Origin of the sequence: Burkholderia sp. MSHR3999, from assembly GCF_000833595.1 — a bacterium.
In the GTDB taxonomy this organism is placed as follows: domain Bacteria; phylum Pseudomonadota; class Gammaproteobacteria; order Burkholderiales; family Burkholderiaceae; genus Burkholderia; species Burkholderia ubonensis.
In genome coordinates, this window is sequence record NZ_JRFO01000004.1 from 150,585 (window position 1) to 168,877 (window position 18,293).

General features: G+C 67.3%; 3 protein-coding genes. All 3 read left to right on the forward strand.

Going from position 1 to position 18,293, the window contains the following annotated elements; all coding sequences use genetic code 11:
* The first annotated feature begins 704 nt into the window (after positions 1–704).
* The 3 genes from KY49_RS13455 to KY49_RS37215 are packed head-to-tail and all read left to right on the forward strand — an operon-like array spanning position 705 to position 18,280.
* Positions 705–7,691 (forward strand): SpvB/TcaC N-terminal domain-containing protein, encoded by a 6,987-nt coding sequence (locus KY49_RS13455; RefSeq protein ID WP_042585143.1) that lies wholly within the window; start codon positions 705–707, stop codon positions 7,689–7,691.
* A gap of 56 nt (positions 7,692–7,747) precedes the next feature.
* Positions 7,748–17,545: a neuraminidase-like domain-containing protein gene (locus KY49_RS13460; RefSeq protein WP_042585144.1), complete on the forward strand. Its 9,798-nt coding sequence runs from the start codon at positions 7,748–7,750 to the stop codon at positions 17,543–17,545.
* Positions 17,546–17,584: 39 nt separating this feature from the next.
* The gene (locus KY49_RS37215) at positions 17,585–18,280 is read left to right on the forward strand and encodes a hypothetical protein (RefSeq protein ID WP_156162506.1); all 696 of its coding nucleotides are present in this window, start codon (positions 17,585–17,587) and stop codon (positions 18,278–18,280) included.
* Positions 18,281–18,293: the final 13 nt, after the last annotated feature.

The following is an 18,293-nucleotide window of genomic DNA, read 5'->3' on the forward strand; positions in this document are numbered from 1 at the left end:
CTTGCGATTAAACAGGCCGCGTGAAATCTCAATGGCGGCCAAGCCTTGCTGCAGGCGGGGCGTCACCCTGAAACCGCCACATTTCGCATGAAAAGTACGCATACCCCAACTCACGACTACATTATCAAAATAGTGCCAGATACAATAATGTCAAATGATTTTACGGAATAAATTGAAGATCAGCTCATTTACGGTGTCTCACTGAGTTGGGTCGACGTTTATGCGAAGGTTTTGTTGACGAAGCGGAGTCGTCTAACTATAGTGCTTCACATGTCGTTAAACATTATCAAATAAATGCCGGTCGCGGTTCGCGAAGTCATGCGAACAAGCGTTTGCAGGAACAGGTAAGGCCGTTCGACCAACGGCCTCTGATTCGTCCCCCCTTCGTAGTGGCAGTTAGCGTTGCATGTCGTCTGCGCTTGTGCTGTCCAGTCCGTTTCTTGCTTTGCAAGCGCCCTAACACCCTGAATTGCCAGCGCAATCTCGCGCGGCTTGTGCTCGTCGAACGCTTCTTCGGAAGAATCCGCTTGTAACAAATGGAGTCTTCAGAATTGCCCCAATTGCGCCTGATAGAAACAAAAGCATAAGCAGTCAAGATTGTCGTTTTCTTCGTTTGAGCGCAGTCCTGTAATAACAGAGATAGAGCTTGCCGGCCTAGAAGCCTAACTAGCAAGGACGAATTCGAAGTGGACGCATACGGGGACATGCGAGCCGAATCGGGCTCGATTGAAATTCCGGCGCTGGCGAAGCCGGATGGCGGCGGCAGCCTGGGCTATGGCGAGTCGTTCTCACTGGACACGGTGACCGGAGCCGCCCGGTTCGACATCCCGCTGTTTCTGTCAGCCGCACGAGGGCTCACCCCGCAACTGACGCTGCGCTATTCGAGTTCGAGTGCGAACGGCCTGTTCGGCCTTGGCTTCACGCTGGAGCTGCCATCGATCTCGCGGCGCACGAGCCTCGGCATTCCCCGCTACACCGGACGCGATCAGTTCGTCACAGAGACAGGCGACGTGCTGGTGCCGCGCTATCGGCGCGACGGCGACGCGTGGTGGCCGGTCGTGCGGACGGTCGTCGACGATGGACGTGAGTATGCGGTGCGCGAGTACCGGCGGCGGATCGAGTCGAGCTTCGACCGGATCGAGCGCTGGACCGACGAGGCCGACGGCCGCGTGTTCTGGCGGATCACCGACAGTGACAACGTGACGACCGTCTACGGCCGGAGTGCCGACGCGCAGGTAGCCGATCCGGCGGATCCGCGGAACGTGTTCCGCTGGATGGCGCAGTTGCGCTTCGACACCAAGGGCAACCAGGTCCGCTTCGACTACCGGCGCGACGACGATGGTGACCGCACGGCGGCAAGCCTGTACCCGAATCAGGTCCGCTACGGCAACTTCGGGCAGGGTGACAACGAGGCGTTTGCGTTCACGCTGCGCTTTCTCTACGACGGGACGACGCGGCCCGACCCGCTCGTCAGCTTCCGCGCCGGCTTCGCGATCCAGACGTTGCAGCGCTGTTCGGGCTTCGTGCTGTCGCACTACTTTCCCGACGAGCTAGGACCGGAGCCGCTCGATATCAGCCGCACCGAGCTCGCTTACGACGTGCTCGGCGGCGCATCGGTGCTGACACGCGTGACCCGCACCGGGCTGCGCCAACATGGCAACGGCGCGGATGCCAGCATCGAGGCCCGCGCCCTGCCGCCGCTCACGTTCGCCTATCCAGACCTCGTGTCCGCCCCGGCGTTCCGGCCGCTCTCCGGCCAACCAGGCGACGAAGTCCCGCTGCCCGGGCTGCTTCCGGAGCTCCCGTACCGGTTCGTCGACCTGCGCGGCGAAGGGATCCCGGGGATTCTCGGCGACCGCGCAAACGGCGCCGCGCCGCGCTACTGGCCGCCGCTCGGCGACGGCCGCTATGCGCCGGGCGAGACGGTCCCGGTCGCGCCGGTGCTGCCGCTGGAGCGGCCCGGCCGCACCGCTTTGCTCGACCTCGACGGCGACGGGATGCGCGACAGCGTCGTGCTCACGCCCGGCCACACCGGCTACTTCGGCAACACTGGCGACGGCTGGTCGCCGTTCGCACCGCTCTCCATGAGCACGACCGATCTCGGACAGACGAGCGCGGCGTTCGTCGACCTGTCGGGCGGAGGACGGGTCGGACTGCTCGAAAGCGGCCCCGCCGGCTGGCGCTACAGTGACAGCCTCGGCCGCGAGGGCTTCGACGCGCCACTCAACGTGCCCGCGCCCGCAGGGCTGTCGGTCTACGAAAGCGATGCGGGGGACGCGTTCATCGGCTTCGCTGACCTGTTCGGCGATGGACTCTCGCATCTGGTCCGGGCGTCGAGCGGCTCGCTAACGGTCTGGCCGTCGCTCGGCTACGGCCGCTTCGCCCCACCGCGCGCGATTGCCGGGATGCCGCTGCTGTCGCCGGACACCGCCGCGAGCCGGCTGATCTTCGCTGACCTGACCGGGATCGGCGGCGCGGACCTGATCGTGCTGTTCGCCGATCACGTTGATATCTATCTGAACCACTATGGCCGCAAGCTAACCTTTTGGCGCAGCGTGACGCTGCCGGGCGACTGGAGCGCGATCGACGGAGTGCAGGCGGCCGATTTGCTGGGGACCGGCGCGAGCCAACTCGTGCTCAGCTACGCGCGGCAAACACCCGCGATCCAGCAACTCGACCTGTGCGGCGGGCAGTTGCCGTTCCTGATGACGTCGATCGACAACGGGATGGGCGTGCAGACCCGGCTCGCGTACCGCAGCTCGGTCGAATATTGGCTGAAGGACAAGGCGGCCGGCAAGCCGTGGCTGACGAAGCTGCCGTTCCCGGTGCCGGTCGTCGAGAAGATCGAACAGGACGACGCGATTTCGGCGACGCGGAGCGTGCGGGTGATGCAGTACGCCGAAGGCTGCTTCGATCCGCATGACCGGCAGTTCGTCGGCTTCGGCAGCACGCAGGAGCAGGACGATGTGACCGTCGATTCCGCCGCGTGGCACTTCCCGGTCTCGACGCGCGACGAGTATCGTGCACTGCGCAGCGCGACGGAAAGCGATGCATCCGGCGAGGTAAAGCCCAGCGTCGAGCCGTTGTTCAACCGCACGTGGCAGGCGGTCGGTGACCCGTCGCAGGCCGCCGCGCTGCGCGCGCGGATGCTCGCCGATGCCTACCCGGGCCTCGCCGAGACGCTCGTGCTGCCGCCGCCCACGCTGTCGCCGGAGTTCGCCGCCGAGCCGGCCGCGAGCGTCGCGCTTGCGTACCGCGCGCTCGCGAGCCGCCCGCTGCTGATGGAGCAGTACGGGATCGACGAACACGGCTCGGTAAAGCCGGTGCCGTACGAGCTGTCGCAACAGGCGCATGGGGTCGAGTTGATCCAGCCGGCGCTCGGCGGCCATGATGCGGTCGTCGCGGTGACCACGCGCGAAGCGGCGGCCACGCGCTTCGAGCAGCAACCCGACGATCCGTTCATCAGCCACCAGTTGACCGTCGCGTTCAGCGAGTTCCTTCAGCCGCTACGGCGAGCCGAAATCGGCTACGCGCGGCGCACCGCCGCTGCGCGCGGCGTGCTGCCCGCGCAGGCGGCCGCGCAGATCCGCGTGACGACCTCGGGGGTCATCAATCGCGTCGATGGCGCGTATCGCAACGCGAACGGCGGAACGACGCCGCCGCTTCGGGAAAGCGCGAGCGGTGCGGCGCACATCGCCGGCCTCGCGTTCGAGACGCAGTCGTTCGAGCTGGCGGGTTTCGCGCCGCCCGCGCCGTACTACTCCTATGAGCAAGCGAAGGCGGCCGTCGATGCGGCGCTCGCGCACGTCGTGCAATATGGCGGCGCATTCTCCGGCGACGAGCCGCAGGCGCGGATCTTCAGCTGGACGCGCGACTACTACGCGGACGACAGCGCCTCCGGCGCGGCGCCGCTGCAGCGGACCGGCCCGCAGCAGCTGCCGCGCCGGCAGGCGCTGGCGGTGTTCTCGGACGCGTTTGCCGCCGAGGTCTACGGCGACCGAATCGACGCCACGTACCTCGCGCGCAGCGCCGGCTATCGCCGCGACGAAGGGTACTGGTGGACCGACGGCCTCGCGGCCTCCTACGCGGACGCAGCAGGTTTCTACACCCCCGTCTCTTACACCGATCCGTTCGGCGCGGCGACGGCGATCCGTTTCGACCACTACTGGCTGCAGATCGTCCGCAAGACCGACGCGAGCGGCGCGTCGCTCGTGTTCGAGGCGGACTATCAGGCGCTGCTGCCTAAGCGGATCGTCGATGAGAACGAGAATTCGTCCGAGTACCTGTTCGATCCGCTCCGCGAGGTCGCGGTCGAGACGCGCTACGGAACAGAGGACGGCCAGCGGGTCGGCAACGCGCCGCTCGCGGACTACGTGCCGGTGGCGGCGGAATCAGCGGAACAGGTGCTCGCTGATCCGCGCAAGTACCTGCAGAACGCGAGCGCCTTCTACTACTACGACCTGGCGGCATGGTCGGAAACGCGCCGCCAGCCGACCTTCACGATCGAGCTGTTCCGGCGCACGTTCGTCTATCCGGAGGCGGGCAACGACCCGGCCGACATCGGGATCCGCGTGCGCGCCTTCGACGGCTCGCAGCGAGCGCTCGCGACCACCGATCTCGTGACCGGCAGCGCGCCCTACTCGCTCGCCGCGCCGGGGCACGCGGACGCGCCGCGCGTGCATTCGCGTCCCCTCGCGTTGGCGACGGCCGAAGCGAGCGGGCCGGCCGCGAGCACGACGCAGTGGGTCATCACAGGGCAGCAGCGCTACGACAACCGTGGCGACGTGATCGTCAAATACCAGCCGTACTTCGCCGATACGCCCGCCTACGAAGCGCGCCCCGCCGCGCCGAAATGGACCTACGCGTACGACGCACTGCACCGCCTGATCCACAGCGAGACACCGGACGGCTTCGTGACCGCCGACGAGTATCGCGCGTGGCAAAGCCGTCATTGGGACGCAGACGACCTAGTGCTCGAATCGCCGTACTACCAGTCGCGGATCCTCGATCCCGGGCTACCTCCGGCCGAGCGTGCGGCGCTCCAGATGGCGGCCGACTTCGAGGACACGCCGGTGACCGTCGCGCGCGACGTGCTCGGCCGCGAGATCCAGCAGGAGACCATCCTGGCCGCGGCCGAGCGGAACCGCGAGCGCCTGCGCAACTACCGTTGGTTCGACGCAAAGGATCGACTCGTAGCACAGTCCGACGCGCGCTTCTACAACCCGGACAACCCGCAACGGCCCACATTCTTCAACTTCTTCGTCCGCTACGACATGCTGGGGCACCCCGCATCGCAGAAGAGCGCGGATGCCGGCAATCTGCCGCTACGCAGCGATGCGGACGGGATCCCGTGGCTGCGCTTGTTCGACGCGCTCGGCCACCCGCTCGACGAGTGGGACCGGCGCGGCGTGCGGCACACGATCGTCTACAACGCGCTGCGCCTGCCGATCAGTGTGACGTGGCGCGGCGACGGGCTCGACTGCGTCGGCCAGCGGATCGTCTACGGCAGCGACCCGAATACGAACACGGTCAACCGGATCATCGAGCACGACGACCAGGCCGGGATCCAGCGGACCGCGCTGTACTCGCTGCTCGGCGATCCGGTGCGCCACTCGCGCCAATATTTGGTCGCGGCGCAAGGCGTCGCCGACTGGGGCGGCAGCGCCGCGCCCCCTCTGCAGACGACCGTCTGGTCGTGGACCACCGCGGCGAACGCGCGCGGAGAGCCCGCCAGCTATCTCGCGCCGAACGGCTGCCGAGTCGGCACCGTCCATACGTTCAACGGCTGGCCGACGAAGCTCGACCTGACGCTCGTGGGCGCGGACGCGAAGCCGCGCGCGGTCGCCGAAATCCGCTCGTTCACGCCCGCCGGCACGCCGCAACAGCTTGACCTCGGGAACGGCATGTCGATCTTTCGCGACTACTACGCCGAGAGCCTGCGGCTGCGCCGGATCTCGGCGACGAAAAACACGACGATCTTCCAAGATGTCCGCTATACGTATGACCCGGTCGGCAACGTGACGAACCTCGAAAACCGGCTGCCGCCGCCCGGCGCGCCAACCGAGGGGCCGATCGACTACGTCTCGCGCTACGACTCGCTGTACCGGCTGCTGTCGGCGACCGGGCTGCGCGCGGCAGCTGACGCGCCGCGCACGCTCGAACCTTACCGACGCCTGTATCAGTACGACGCGGCCAACAACCTGCTCGCGGTCGCCGACGACGCGGGCGCCGCGCAGAGCATCGCCTATACGGTGTCGCGCTCGGCGAACCACGCGGTCACCCAGGCGATGGCCGAGCATGGGGAGCCGGACGCGTACTTCGACGCCGACGGCTTCATGACCGCGCTGCCCAGCGGGATGCAGCTGCGCACGAACCCGGAGGGGCGGCTCGCGGCCGCGACCTCGCCAGCCGGCGATATCACGTATGCGCAGTACGCGTACAACCGGGCGCGGCTGCGCAAGACGCTGGTCGCGAAGGACCGCGACGCGCGCGAGACCTACTACCTGGAGCCGTTCGTCGCCGAAGGCGATCCGTCGGCCGCCGCGAGCCTGCTGCTGAGCCTCGGCGGTGGCCTCGTCGGCAGCGCGGATTTCGCGGCGGGCAGCGCCGGCAGCGTAGCGACGCTGACGTTCCAGGTGAGCGATCTGCTGAACTCGATCGTGCTGCGCCTGAACGAAGTGGGGGCGCCGCTCGACTACCAGGAGTACTATCCGTACGGCGCGACCGCGTTCGCCGTGCAGCCTGAAGCGGAGCCCGCGCCGGCCAAGCGGATCCAGTTCACCGGCCAGGAGCGCGACCCGTCGACCGGGCTCTACAGTTTCCCGGAACGCTACTACGCGCCGGACCTCGCGCACTGGATCGCGCCCGATCCGGCGGGCACCATCGACGGGACGAACCTGTTCGCGTACGTACACGGGAATCCTCTGACGGTGACCGATCCGACCGGCGAATGCGGGCACGACCAGGGGCAGCAGCAAAGGCCGGCGCCGGGGTTCTTCGCGAACATCCATAAGATCGCGCTGCCGGGCATCCAGAATATCGGCCTGTATACGCACGCGCTGGCAGAAATCGGGCACGGCGTGTCGAACATTCATTTGCCGCCGTACGAGCTGCTGCTCAATAACTCGCCATTCAAGGCCGCGGTTTCGATCAAGACGCTGGTCTTGGCTGGCCACGGCGCGATATTCAGCAGCGTCGCGGGCTTCGGGTACCACGCGGGCAACCTATACAAGAACGGAATCAACGTCTTCGACGCAACCTCGCTCGTCGCGCAGACTTTGTTCGGCTATCAGGGGATCAGGACGCTCCGCGCGATAACAGTCCGCGACCACGTCGCGTTGCATCACGCGCACACGAGCATCGGCCGGATCGGATTCTTGGCGGACGTGTTGAAAGCGCCGTACTACCTGTACAAAGGCGAATACGACAAGGTCGGGCTGTACGCAGGCTTCGCCGCGGGCAACCTCCGCGACGCGGCCACGTTCGCGCAGACCGAGCGCGCCTATTCGGCGCTCTTCCGGGGCGTCGCGACCGTCTACAACGGGGCCGGCGGCTCGCACCTGCCAGAGTTCACCGCGCAGGCAGTCGCCAGCGCGACGAGAACTTTCGCGAGAGTCCCTGGATACGCGTACATCGCTTTCAGCCTCGCGGCCTATACGCTCGCACAGCCGAACTCGTCGGACACGCATTGACCTTCATGCCCAAACTTTCCTGATCAGGCCATCGCACACTGGAGCCGGAGACGACAATGAACAAGCGGGCAGCACAACTCAGCCATCCTGAACTTCAAGACCTCATCGCGAATCACCCGGACTTCGATCTGCTCACGCACGACTTCTTCGCGGAAAACAGCGCACTCAACAGCGCGGCGACCGCCGCGAAGCACCCAGCCGCGCTCGAGCGGCTGCGCGCGTACCAGCGGCTGTACCGGCTGCTGCCGCACGAGACGGTCGGTGAAGATCTCGCGAGCGCCGAGCCGATCGCCGAGCAGTTGATCGATGCCGGCTTCACGAGCGCGCACAGCATCGCGAGCCGCGCGCCGCACCGCTTCGTCCGCGAGACACGTGAGATCTTCGGCGACAACGAGGAACTGCCCCGCGAGATCCACCGCCGCGCGACCCAGGTGCGCGCGGCCGCCCGCCATCTGTTCGCGAACGTGCGCGACATCGCTGGCTCGCCGCTCTTTGCGAAGGTGCTGCCCACACTCGCCGAGCCGCAGCTCGTCGAGTACTTCCAGCGGCTGCCGAGCTACCAGAGCCTGTTCGGCTCACTCGACTACATACGCGTGCCCGAGACCGCGTCGATCTTCTCGCCGGCCGCGTACTTCCTCGACATCATGCGGATCGTCGACGAGTTCATCACCGATTACAACCGCGAGACGATTCCGGCCGGTTACCTGCTCGAAGACCGCCGCCCGGACCTGTTCAGCGGAATCAAGCTGTCGGCCAAGGAGACGACGAAGCTCGTCCCGTACGTGTCACTTGTGCTGGACATCTTCGTCGCGAAGCTGACGAAAGACCTGAAGCGCGACCCGTATCCGGTCGTCGCGACCGCGCCCTACCCGTTCAACCTGCCGTTCAGCCGCCCGCTCGCGGAGATCGGCGCGGGCCTCGCGAAGCTCGATACGTCGCTCGCCGTTGCCGGCAAGCTGATGCTCGCCGAGAATCCGCTCGCGCCGGGTTACGCGCGGCCCGCGCTCGCGTGCGCGGCGCTTGCGCTGTCGCCCGAGCAAGGCGGCGAGCTGATCACCGTCAACGCGACCGACGCGACGATCGGCGCGCAATACGGCGTGGCGTCGGCGGCGGCGACGCTCATCGCCGAAGGCGATGGGACGATCACCTACGTGAAGGACGGCAAGACCGCGTCCGGCGCGAACGGCAAGCTCGGCGACCTGCTGAAGGTCGGCCAGCGGCTCGCGAGCGAGGGCCAGGTGCGCGTCGTCACCGAGCGGATCGATGCGGCGAGCGTGCGCGTCGATCCGCCGTGGGTCGCGGCCGGCACGAACGTGAAGTGGCAATTGTATGGCTTCCCGCTCGATCTCGTCGATGCGCAGTCGTTCCGGCACCGGACCGGCGGGATGGACTACGAGGCGCTCGTCGATCTGTTCACCCAGCAGCTGAGCCACGCCGAGCGCGCGCAAGGCGCGGCCGCAAACCTGTTCATCAACCAGACTGGCGAGAGCCTGCAGCCGCTCGCGGTCGTCCCTGGCGATACCGCGAAAGGCAACGTGAACGCCGATATCGCCGGGCTCTCGGCGAAGCGGCTCGATCGCCTCAGCCGCTTCATCCGGCTCGCGCGACTGACTGCCCTCACACCGACGACGCTCAACTGGCTGATGACGATCGCGGGCCAGGCCGAGATCACCGAGGAGCTATTGCGCTTCATCGCCGGCGTCAAGCAGCTTGCCGAGCTGACGACGTGGCCGGTCGAACGCGCCGCCGCGCTCGTCGGCCGCTTCAGGACCAGCGGCCGCGGCGACGGCCCGACGCCCGCCGATCCGTTCGACGTCGCGTTCAATCCGCCCGCGCTACTCGGTGGCCGCGACCCGTACACCGCGCCGGACCCGCTGCCGTTCGACCCGGCCCGGCCACTCGTCTGGGTGCCGGACGGCGTGTCCGGCGATGGCATTGAGGGCGCGGTCTCAAGCGCGACCGCCTCGACGGTCGTGTTGAGCCAACAGGCGTCGGCGGTCGACGGCGCTTACGCGGGGCTCGAAGTCGGCATCGTCTCTGGCGTCGGCAGCGGCACGAGTCGGATCATCAAGGAGTATGTCGGCGCGACCCGCACCGCGACGCTCTATACGAACTGGGGGACCGCCCCGACTGCGGGCTCGACGTACCGGATCGCGAACGCGGCCGGCCTCGCCGACCGCCTCGCGGCCGCGCTGCAGGTCAAGCAGGCCGACCTGCAGCAGCTCGGCAACGCCTACCGGGAAGCAAACGCGTCGGCGTCGCCCGCGCTAACGCTGGACTTGGACACACTGACCGGGCTGTGGCGACTCGCAAGCATCGCGCAGCAGTTCCGGCTGCCGATCGCCGAATACCTGCTCGCCCGCTCGCTCGCCGGGCTCTCGAACCGCTATCAGCCGAACGCGAACGACGCGCTAGCCGAAGCGCAGACCGCGCTGGCAACGATGCAATGGCTTGAAGCGGCCGGGCTCTCGGCGTACGAACTCGCGTACATCCAGACCGGCCTTCGCAGCCGCTTTGTGCGGCTCGCGTTCGATCCGGCGAACGTGCCCGCAATCCTCGCCGATCTCGCGTCGTCGAGCATCGGCACGCGCGTCTTTGCGCAGACGCTGGTTCAGGCCGGCTTCCCGAGCGACGACGCCGCGCGCCTGCTCGACGGGCTGCGCACGCTGAGGATCGTCGATTCGCAAGGCCTGATCGTCCCGCACGACGCGGCGTTCAACCCGGCGGCCGCACAGTTTCCGGTGAACCCGGCCGAGCTGACCGCGCAGGCGGGGCTCACCGACAACGAAGCGACGGCGGCCGTCGCGACGCTCTGCGCGCTGACGCCGCCCCCGCTGAAGCTGCTCAGCGGGGCCAACTACGTGCTGACCGCCGACTATCCGCTGCCGGGCGCACTCGATGCGCTGCTGCAGCGCGTGCCCGACGCGCAAGGCAAGCGGATCGCGGTCGGCCAATACCTCGACGCGACGCTCGCCAGCGCGAACCGGCAGATGCTCGCGCCGCTGTTCCCGATCGACGGCGCGGCCGCGTTCGTCAGCGGCGACATCGGCGTTGCGCAGTCGCGCGCGGTGTTCGACGCGCTGAAAAAGAGCGCGCCACCTGTGATCCTGCCGGCGGCGGCCGGCAATGCCGGCGTGCTGTCCGCGCGCTACGACGGCAGCACCACCGGCTGGACGCTGTTCCAGAGCGGCGCGACCGGCCAGTCCGGCGCGATTGCTTCATACGATCCGGCGACCCGGACCGCGACCGTCTCAGCAAAGTGGGCAAAGACGCCTGATGTGTTTACCTACTACCGGGTCGTCAGGCCGCTCCAGCAAGGCGCGGCGCGCAGCAGCGAGGCCGACCGGCTGACGCTCGCGGCCGACGCGTCGCCCGAGACGGGCGCGTACGTCGGCTACACGCTTGTGCTCGGCGGTAGCGGCGCACAAGCCGGCGAGGCGCGGACGATCGTCGCGTACGACGGCGAGAGCCGCACCGCGATGGTTTCGCCAGCCTGGACAGTTGCCCCGGCTGCCGATGCCGCGTACGCGGTCGGCACCGTGCTCGTCGCCGGCAATGCGGACGGCGGGACAGACACCACGATCGTGCTCGGCGCGCGCGGGTCCGACGAGGCCACCGCTTACGCGGGCTGCGGAATTTATCTGGTCGCCGATCCGGACGCCGCTGGCAAGACCGCGCAGGTCCGCGGCACGCTCGACATACTGCGCGAGCGGATAGTGCTGCTCGCGCAGACACTCTCCGGCAGCGCGCAGGCGCAACAGGCGGCCGCGCTCGGCGGGATTGCCGGCGTGCTCGCGGTCGCGGGCGACGCGGTCGTCGCCGGGCTGCCGTACGCGTCGTCGGCGTTCCCGCTGCCGCGCTATCTGGTCCCGGCGTTCCTCGGAGGCGACACCGCGCCGAACCGCGCGAGCGCGACGACGGTGCTCGAAGGGCTGTCGCGCCTCGGGTTGCTGCAAAGCAAAATCGCGTTCGGCAACGAGGTATGGACCGCGATCGCGCGTCAGCCCGCGCTGTTCAGTGTCGGCGCGCCGCACGCGCTGACGCACGCGGACCTGCTCCTCCTCTCGGCGTTCAAGACCTGGACCCGCGTGATTGGCGACGACGGCCTCGGCGTTGCCGGCTATCTCGCGCTGTGGCCGTCGGTGATCGACCTGCCGCGCCGGCTCGACGTTCTGCACGAAGTCACCGGTTGGGCGCCGCGCCAGGTGAGCGCGCTCGCCGGCTTCCTTGGCCGGCGGATCACGACGTTCGCTGGAATCGGCAAGCTCGCCGGGCTGCTGCGGCTCGCGCCGGTGTTCGCGTGGCTCGGCAAGACCGCGTCCGATGCCGACTTTGCGATCACGCTCGCCAACGTCGTCGATGCGCGCGCGCTCGGCCCGGTCGGCGGTCAGGTCGACGAGACGCTGTGGCGCGCGCTCGACGACGCCGCAGCCGCGACGCTCGCGGCGGTCGCGGTCCGCTATCAAGATCAGGACTTCGCGGTCGTCTCCGACCAGCTGCGCCGCACGACTGACACCGCGAAGCGCGATACGCTGCTCGACTTCTTGCTGTGGCGGCTGAACAAGGCTGTCCCAGCGCTGCAGAACCCGTCGGACCTGTTCAGCTTCCTGTTGATCGACGTCGAGATGTCGGGCATCGATACGACGACGCCGATCGCGCAGGCGATCCCGTCGGTCCAGCTCTACATGCAGCGCTGCCGGATGGCCCTCGAGCCCGGCGTCACGGTCGACCACATCGAGCCGCGGTGGTGGGAGTGGATGACCACGTACCGGCTGTGGGAGGTCAACCGGAAGATCTTCCTGTACCCCGAGAACTACCTGATCGCGAGCCAGCGCTCGTCGGCGTCGCCGGAGTTCAAGGAGATGCAGGAGCAACTGCTGCAGTCGCGGCCGACCGACACGGCGGTCGCGAAGGCGATGGTCCAGTACTTCAACGCGTTCGAAGTGCTTGCCGGGCTCGTGCCGGTCGGCGGCTACAAGGCGAAACAGACCGAGCTGGCCGGCGGGCAGGTCGACGAGACGGCGCTCCTGATCGGCCGCACGAACGTGTCGCCATATGAGTATTACCTGCGCACGTTCACGCGCTCGACGATACCCGAGGCACGCGGGATCTCCGGGCTCGATCCGCTCGTCACGCAATGGAAGCCATGGCAGAAGGTCGGCGCATCGATCGACGCGCAGTACGTGACGCCGGTCTGGGCATTCGACCGGCCGTTCTTGTTCTGGAACGAGGTCAAGCCGACGAAGAGCTCGGTGATCGACGCGTCGTCGAGCTCGGGCGGGATCAACGCGGCGTCGAACACGCAGTCGACTTGGCAGACAACGCTGAAGTACACTTTCCCGACCTCGACCGGCGACTGGCTCAGTGCCCAACAGCTGATGGAGCCGACGCCGATCCGGATCGCGCCGAACGCGCAGTACGCGCCGGCGAACAACCCGAACGTCGTCGCCGCGTTCGCGAACATCCAGCACTACTGGAGCCAGCCATTCGCGCTGATGATCCCGCGCGGGCTGCCGGGCACCGGCACGCTGTCGTTCGCGACCGGCGCGAGTCAGGCGACCGGCAAACGCACGCGTCTGCAAAAGCAGGTGCAGCCGGGCGATTTCATCTCGGTCGGCGGGCAGCAGCTGCAGGTCCATTCGGTCGACCCGGCCGCGCAAACGCTCGTCACGAAGACGCCGTTCCGCGTCAGCGGGACCGAATCTCCGTTCAACGTGATCCCGAAGGATCCGCAGCAGCTGCGCTATGCGCCGTATGTCGGCGAGGGCGTGGTGAAGATCGGCGCCGGGTTCAACATCGTCGACGGTGTCGGGACCGCGTTCACGATCGATTTCGCGCCCGGCGACTTCATCCAGATCGGCAGCGAGACCCGCGTGGTCGGCGCGGTGTTCGACGACACGCAATTGATTGTAAACGGCAAGTGGACGATCTCGACCGAGTCCCAGGGGGACGGCACCGTTACCGTGTTCAGGAACTTGACGAGCGTCAGCGGCACCGGCACGCGCTTCACGAAGCAGGCGCATCCCGGCGAAGACCTGATCTTCGTCGGGCAAAAGCGCAAGATTCTTGAGATCGAGAGCGACACCGAGTTGCTGATCAGCACGCCGTTCGACGTCGCCGGCACCACGACCGACAAATACAAGATTGGTGTCCCGGGCGAGTACACCGTGCTGCCCCGCGCGGACGGCAACGAGCGCCTGTTGGTCTTCTATGGGCCGAACCTGAACGTCGCGACCGACTATGGCGGCGTGCCGCCCGAGCCGAACCGCGACAACCCGGGGGACGACCCGTTCATCAGCGCGCGCATCAAGTACAACGACAACCTGTACAGCTCGCTGAATCTGCTGCAGGCGATCAAGAACGACGGCACGGTGCCGACCACCGGCGACGTCACCGGGCAAAAGTCGCTGTTGCTCAACGGTGCGCTCGTCAGCCAAGAAATCCGCTTGTTCAACCCGACCTACGCGCCGACGATCGAGTCCACGGCCCCGCTCACGCGTCTTGGTGTGGACCGCGCGAACAACGTGCTGTACAGCAGCCTGACCGACCGGGTGATGGTGTCTCTGTACTGGGGCAACAGCACCCCCGCAACGACCGAGAACCAGGCGAGCGCGGTCGCTGCGGACCGGGCACTGCTCCATCACACGAACAACGCGTCATCGGTGCTACTCGGCGTCGGCAACCAGATCGGCTGGTATCTGTTCAACAACAACAGTGACTACTTCCTCGTCACGCAGGAGAACGACGCGCCGGTGCCGGTCGCGTCGAGCACCGTGCTGCGCACTTTCTGGCAGCCCGCGGCATCGGGCGATCTGCTGATGGACAGCGGCCCGTACAGCGCGCGCACGGCGAACTTCTACATGATGAAATACCGGCTCACGCGCCTGTCGACGAGTGTCGCGCAGCCGCTGAAGCAGCGCTTGTTCGTCAGCGTCGACGCCCTGCTGTCGATCGATTCGCAGTACCTGCCCGAGAGCCCGGTGAACCAGTACTACCCGACGCCGGACGGCCCGCCGCCGGCCGCGCTCGACGCCGCGAACCTGCCTCCCGCGACGATGGACTTCCGCGGTCCGAACGGCCTCTACTTCTGGGAGATCTTCTATCACGCGCCGATGCTCGTCGCCGAGTGGCTCACCGGCAACCAAGACTACGCGAACGCAAAGCGCTGGTTCGAGCACGTGTTCAACCCGACCGCGACCGGCGACGGCGGCGAGCCGGCCGGCACGAGCCGCTACTGGCAGTTCCGACCGTTCCGCGACGACATGACGGTGCCGGCGCTGAAGCAGATCCTGACCAACACGATCGAGATCAATCTGTCGAACGACGAGCCGTTCGACCCGGACGCGATCGCCCGGCTGCGGATCTCCGCATACGCGAAGGTCGCGGTGCTGAAGTATGTCGACAACGCCATCAAGTGGGCCGACGCGCTGTTCACGCAGGACACCCGCGAGAGCATCGCGCAGGCGACCAACCTGTACGCGATGGCTCGTGACCTGCTCGGCGAGACGCCGCAGGTGGTCGGCGTGTTCGAGCAGCGCGAGAAGCTGACGTTCAACGAGATCAAGGAGAAATATCCAGACGGGATCCCGCAGTACCTGATCGATCTCGAGAACACGCCGTTCGTACCGGCGACCGGTCAGGGCAACCGCTTTTTCAACGTGCCGGTCAACGACATCCACGCGTACTTCGGGGTGCCGGACAACGAAGATCTTCGGGTCTACTGGGACACGATCGACGACCGCCTGTTCAAGATTCGCAACGGGATGAACATCAACGGCGTCGCGCGCCAGCTCGCCCTCTTCGCGCCGCCGATCGACCCGCACGCGGTCATTGCCGCGTTCGGCGGCACGGGCTCGCTCGCCGGCGGCGCGACCGGGCTCCCGTACCCGATCCCGAACTACCGGTTCGCGTATCTGATCCAGACTGCGAAGACGCTCGCCGATCAGGTCGCGCGCTTCGGCGCGGGCCTGCTCGCTGCGCTAGAGCGCCAGGACACGGAGGCGCTGTCGCAACTCGGAATCGTCCAGCAGGCGGCGCTGCTCCAGCTAACGACGCAGGTCAAGGAACAGACGATCGTCCAGGTCGACGACCAGGCTCAATCGCTGCAGCAGGCGTTGAACGCCGCGAACGCGCGCAAGACCCACTACGACGGACTGATTCGCGACGGGATGATCGCCGAGGAAATCGCCGAGATGACGCTGATGGCGACCGCGGCGGTCACGACCAGCGTGTCGAGCGTGCTCGGGGCGGCCGCATCGGTCGCGGCCGCGTTCCCGCAGGTCGGCTCCCCGTTCGCGCTGACGTTCGGCGGCCAGCAGCTCGGGCCGAGCCTGCAGAACGCTTCTGGCTGGACCGCCGCGCTCGCAAAGGTGATGGAGACGAGCGCGAGCATTCTCGCGATCGTTGCCGCATACAAGCGTCAGGAGGACGAGTGGGGGCTGCAGCAGCAGCTCGCCGGATTCGACGCCGCGCAGTTCCAGGCACAGCTCGCTGCGAACGCGGTGCAGAAGACGATCGCGCAGCGCGACCTGCAGATCCACCTGACGTCGATTGAGCAGAACCGCGCGCTGCAGGACTTCTACAAGGACAAGTTCACGAACCGCGCGCTGTACGGCTGGCTCGCGAGCCGGCTCGCGGCGTCGCACTTCCAAGCCTACAGCCTCGCACTCGAGTTCGCGCGGATGGCGCAGCGCGCGTACCAGTTCGAGAACCGGACAAACGAGGCGTTCATTGCGGCGAGCTACTGGGACGACGCGCGCAAGGGGCTGCTCGCCGGCGAGACGCTCGGGCAGGCGCTGAGCCAGCTGGAAGCCGCGGACGTGCGCGGCAACAGCCGCTCTCAGGAGATCACGAAGATGGTCTCGCTGCGCCAGCTCGATCCGGCCGCGCTGCTGCGGCTGATCCGCACCGGCGAAACGGAGTTCGCGCTGTCCGAGCGACTGTTCGACCAGGACTTCCCGGGCCAGTATCTGCGCCGGATCCAGAGCGTGCGCGTGACGATCCCGGCGCTCGTTGGCCCGTACCAGAACATCCACGCGACGCTGACGCAGACCGCGAACCGCCTCGTGCTGGAGCCGAACCTGAACGCGGTGAAATTCCTGCTCGGCGAGGACATCGAGGTGAAGCAAGGGCTGATCGAGCACAACGTGCGGCCGTTCCAGAGCATCTCGCTGTCGCAGGGCCAGGGCGATAGCGGCGTGTTTGACCCGAACCCGGCGGCCCCGCTCTATTTGCCGTTCGAGCAGACCGGCGCGATCTCGTCGTGGCGGCTCACGCTGCCGAAGTCGACCAACCTGCTCGACTTCGGCGGCCTCGCCGATGTGGTCCTCGACATCCGCTACACCGCGCGCGACGGCGGCGACGCGTTCCGCGCGCAGGTCGCGAGCCTGCCGCAGCTGCGCGAGCGCAGCTGGGCGCAGCTCTATCAACCGGCGCTGCAGTTCCAGAGCGACTGGTCGCGCTTCGTCGACGGCCCGCTCGCCGGCAACCGGCAGTCGCTGCGGATCGCGCCCGAGAAAATCGTCCCGCCGAATCTCGAGAAAGCGGAAGTGCTGGGCGTGCTGCTGCAGCTCGTCGTGCCGAATGACACGCCGCTCGGCTCGCAGCATCCGTACGTGACGGTGACGGTCGAAGGCGCGGCGCCGGTCACGGTGCTGCCGTCGCCGGACGGGACCGCTGTTGCGATGCTCGAACGGCCGCTGCGAATCAAGAACCCGGCGCTGCCTCTGACGATCTCGTTCGACCTCGAAAAGGGCTACACGCCGAGCAGCCTGCGCATCGAGGACGGCAAGCGGCTCGATCCGAAAGTGCTGCAGGACGTGAACGTGGTGCTGTTCCTGAGCGCTCGCGCGTGACGCGCGCGGCCGCGGCATACATAACGGAGAACGAAGGCTATGGAAACGAAGAAGTGTCTGGAGAACATCGCGAAGCGGCCCTTCCCTGTGCCTTGCCGGGATGAGTTTTGCGCGGAGATCAGGGGGGATATCAACGAATACTGCAAGCACGCTGGGCTCGCGGCCAACACCCCGGTCCCCGCGCAATCGGCTGCCGGGAGGTGCTGGTGCTGCTGTGGCGGCGTCTTCGCGGACGCGACTGCGGCCGCGATCAGCGGCCAGGCGTTCCAGCCGCTCGTCGAACTGCGGGCTGGCGACCGGGTGCTGGCGACCGGGCCTGACCTTGTCCGCTGGGAACAGGCCGACGTAAAGGCGATCGGCCGGCTGCAGGCGATGCGCGAGGACACCGGCGCCGTGCAGCTCGACGTCGCGCTGCCGGACGGCAAGACAGTGACGCTGCGGCTCGCCACCGAGGCGCTGTTGCTTGGCGACGACGCGCTGCTCCACGCGGCCGGTCAGCTCACGGTCGGCGCGAAGCTGCGCACGGTCGACAGCAAGCTCGCCGAGGTGACGGCAAGCCGCACGATCCAGGCCAACGTCGCGCACATCCACCTGGGCCGCGTCGACCCGGCCGCGCCGCTCCACGGGCATCTTTTCAATCTCGCGGGCCTTGTCTGTGCGGATCTCGCGGTCAGCGTCGCCGCATTCCTCGGCGAGCTACCGGACGGCCTGTTTGCGCCACGCCGGCCCCATTGATTGTCCGCTCCCG

Excerpts from the sequence above, each read along its gene's own strand:
- KY49_RS13455 (WP_042585143.1), top strand. The coding sequence starts at position 705 with ATGCGAGCCGAATCGGGCTCGATTGAAATTCCGGCGCTGGCGAAGCCG.
- KY49_RS13460 (WP_042585144.1), top strand. The coding sequence starts at position 7,748 with ATGAACAAGCGGGCAGCACAACTCAGCCATCCTGAACTTCAAGACCTC.
- KY49_RS37215 (WP_156162506.1), top strand. The coding sequence starts at position 17,585 with ATGGAAACGAAGAAGTGTCTGGAGAACATCGCGAAGCGGCCCTTCCCT.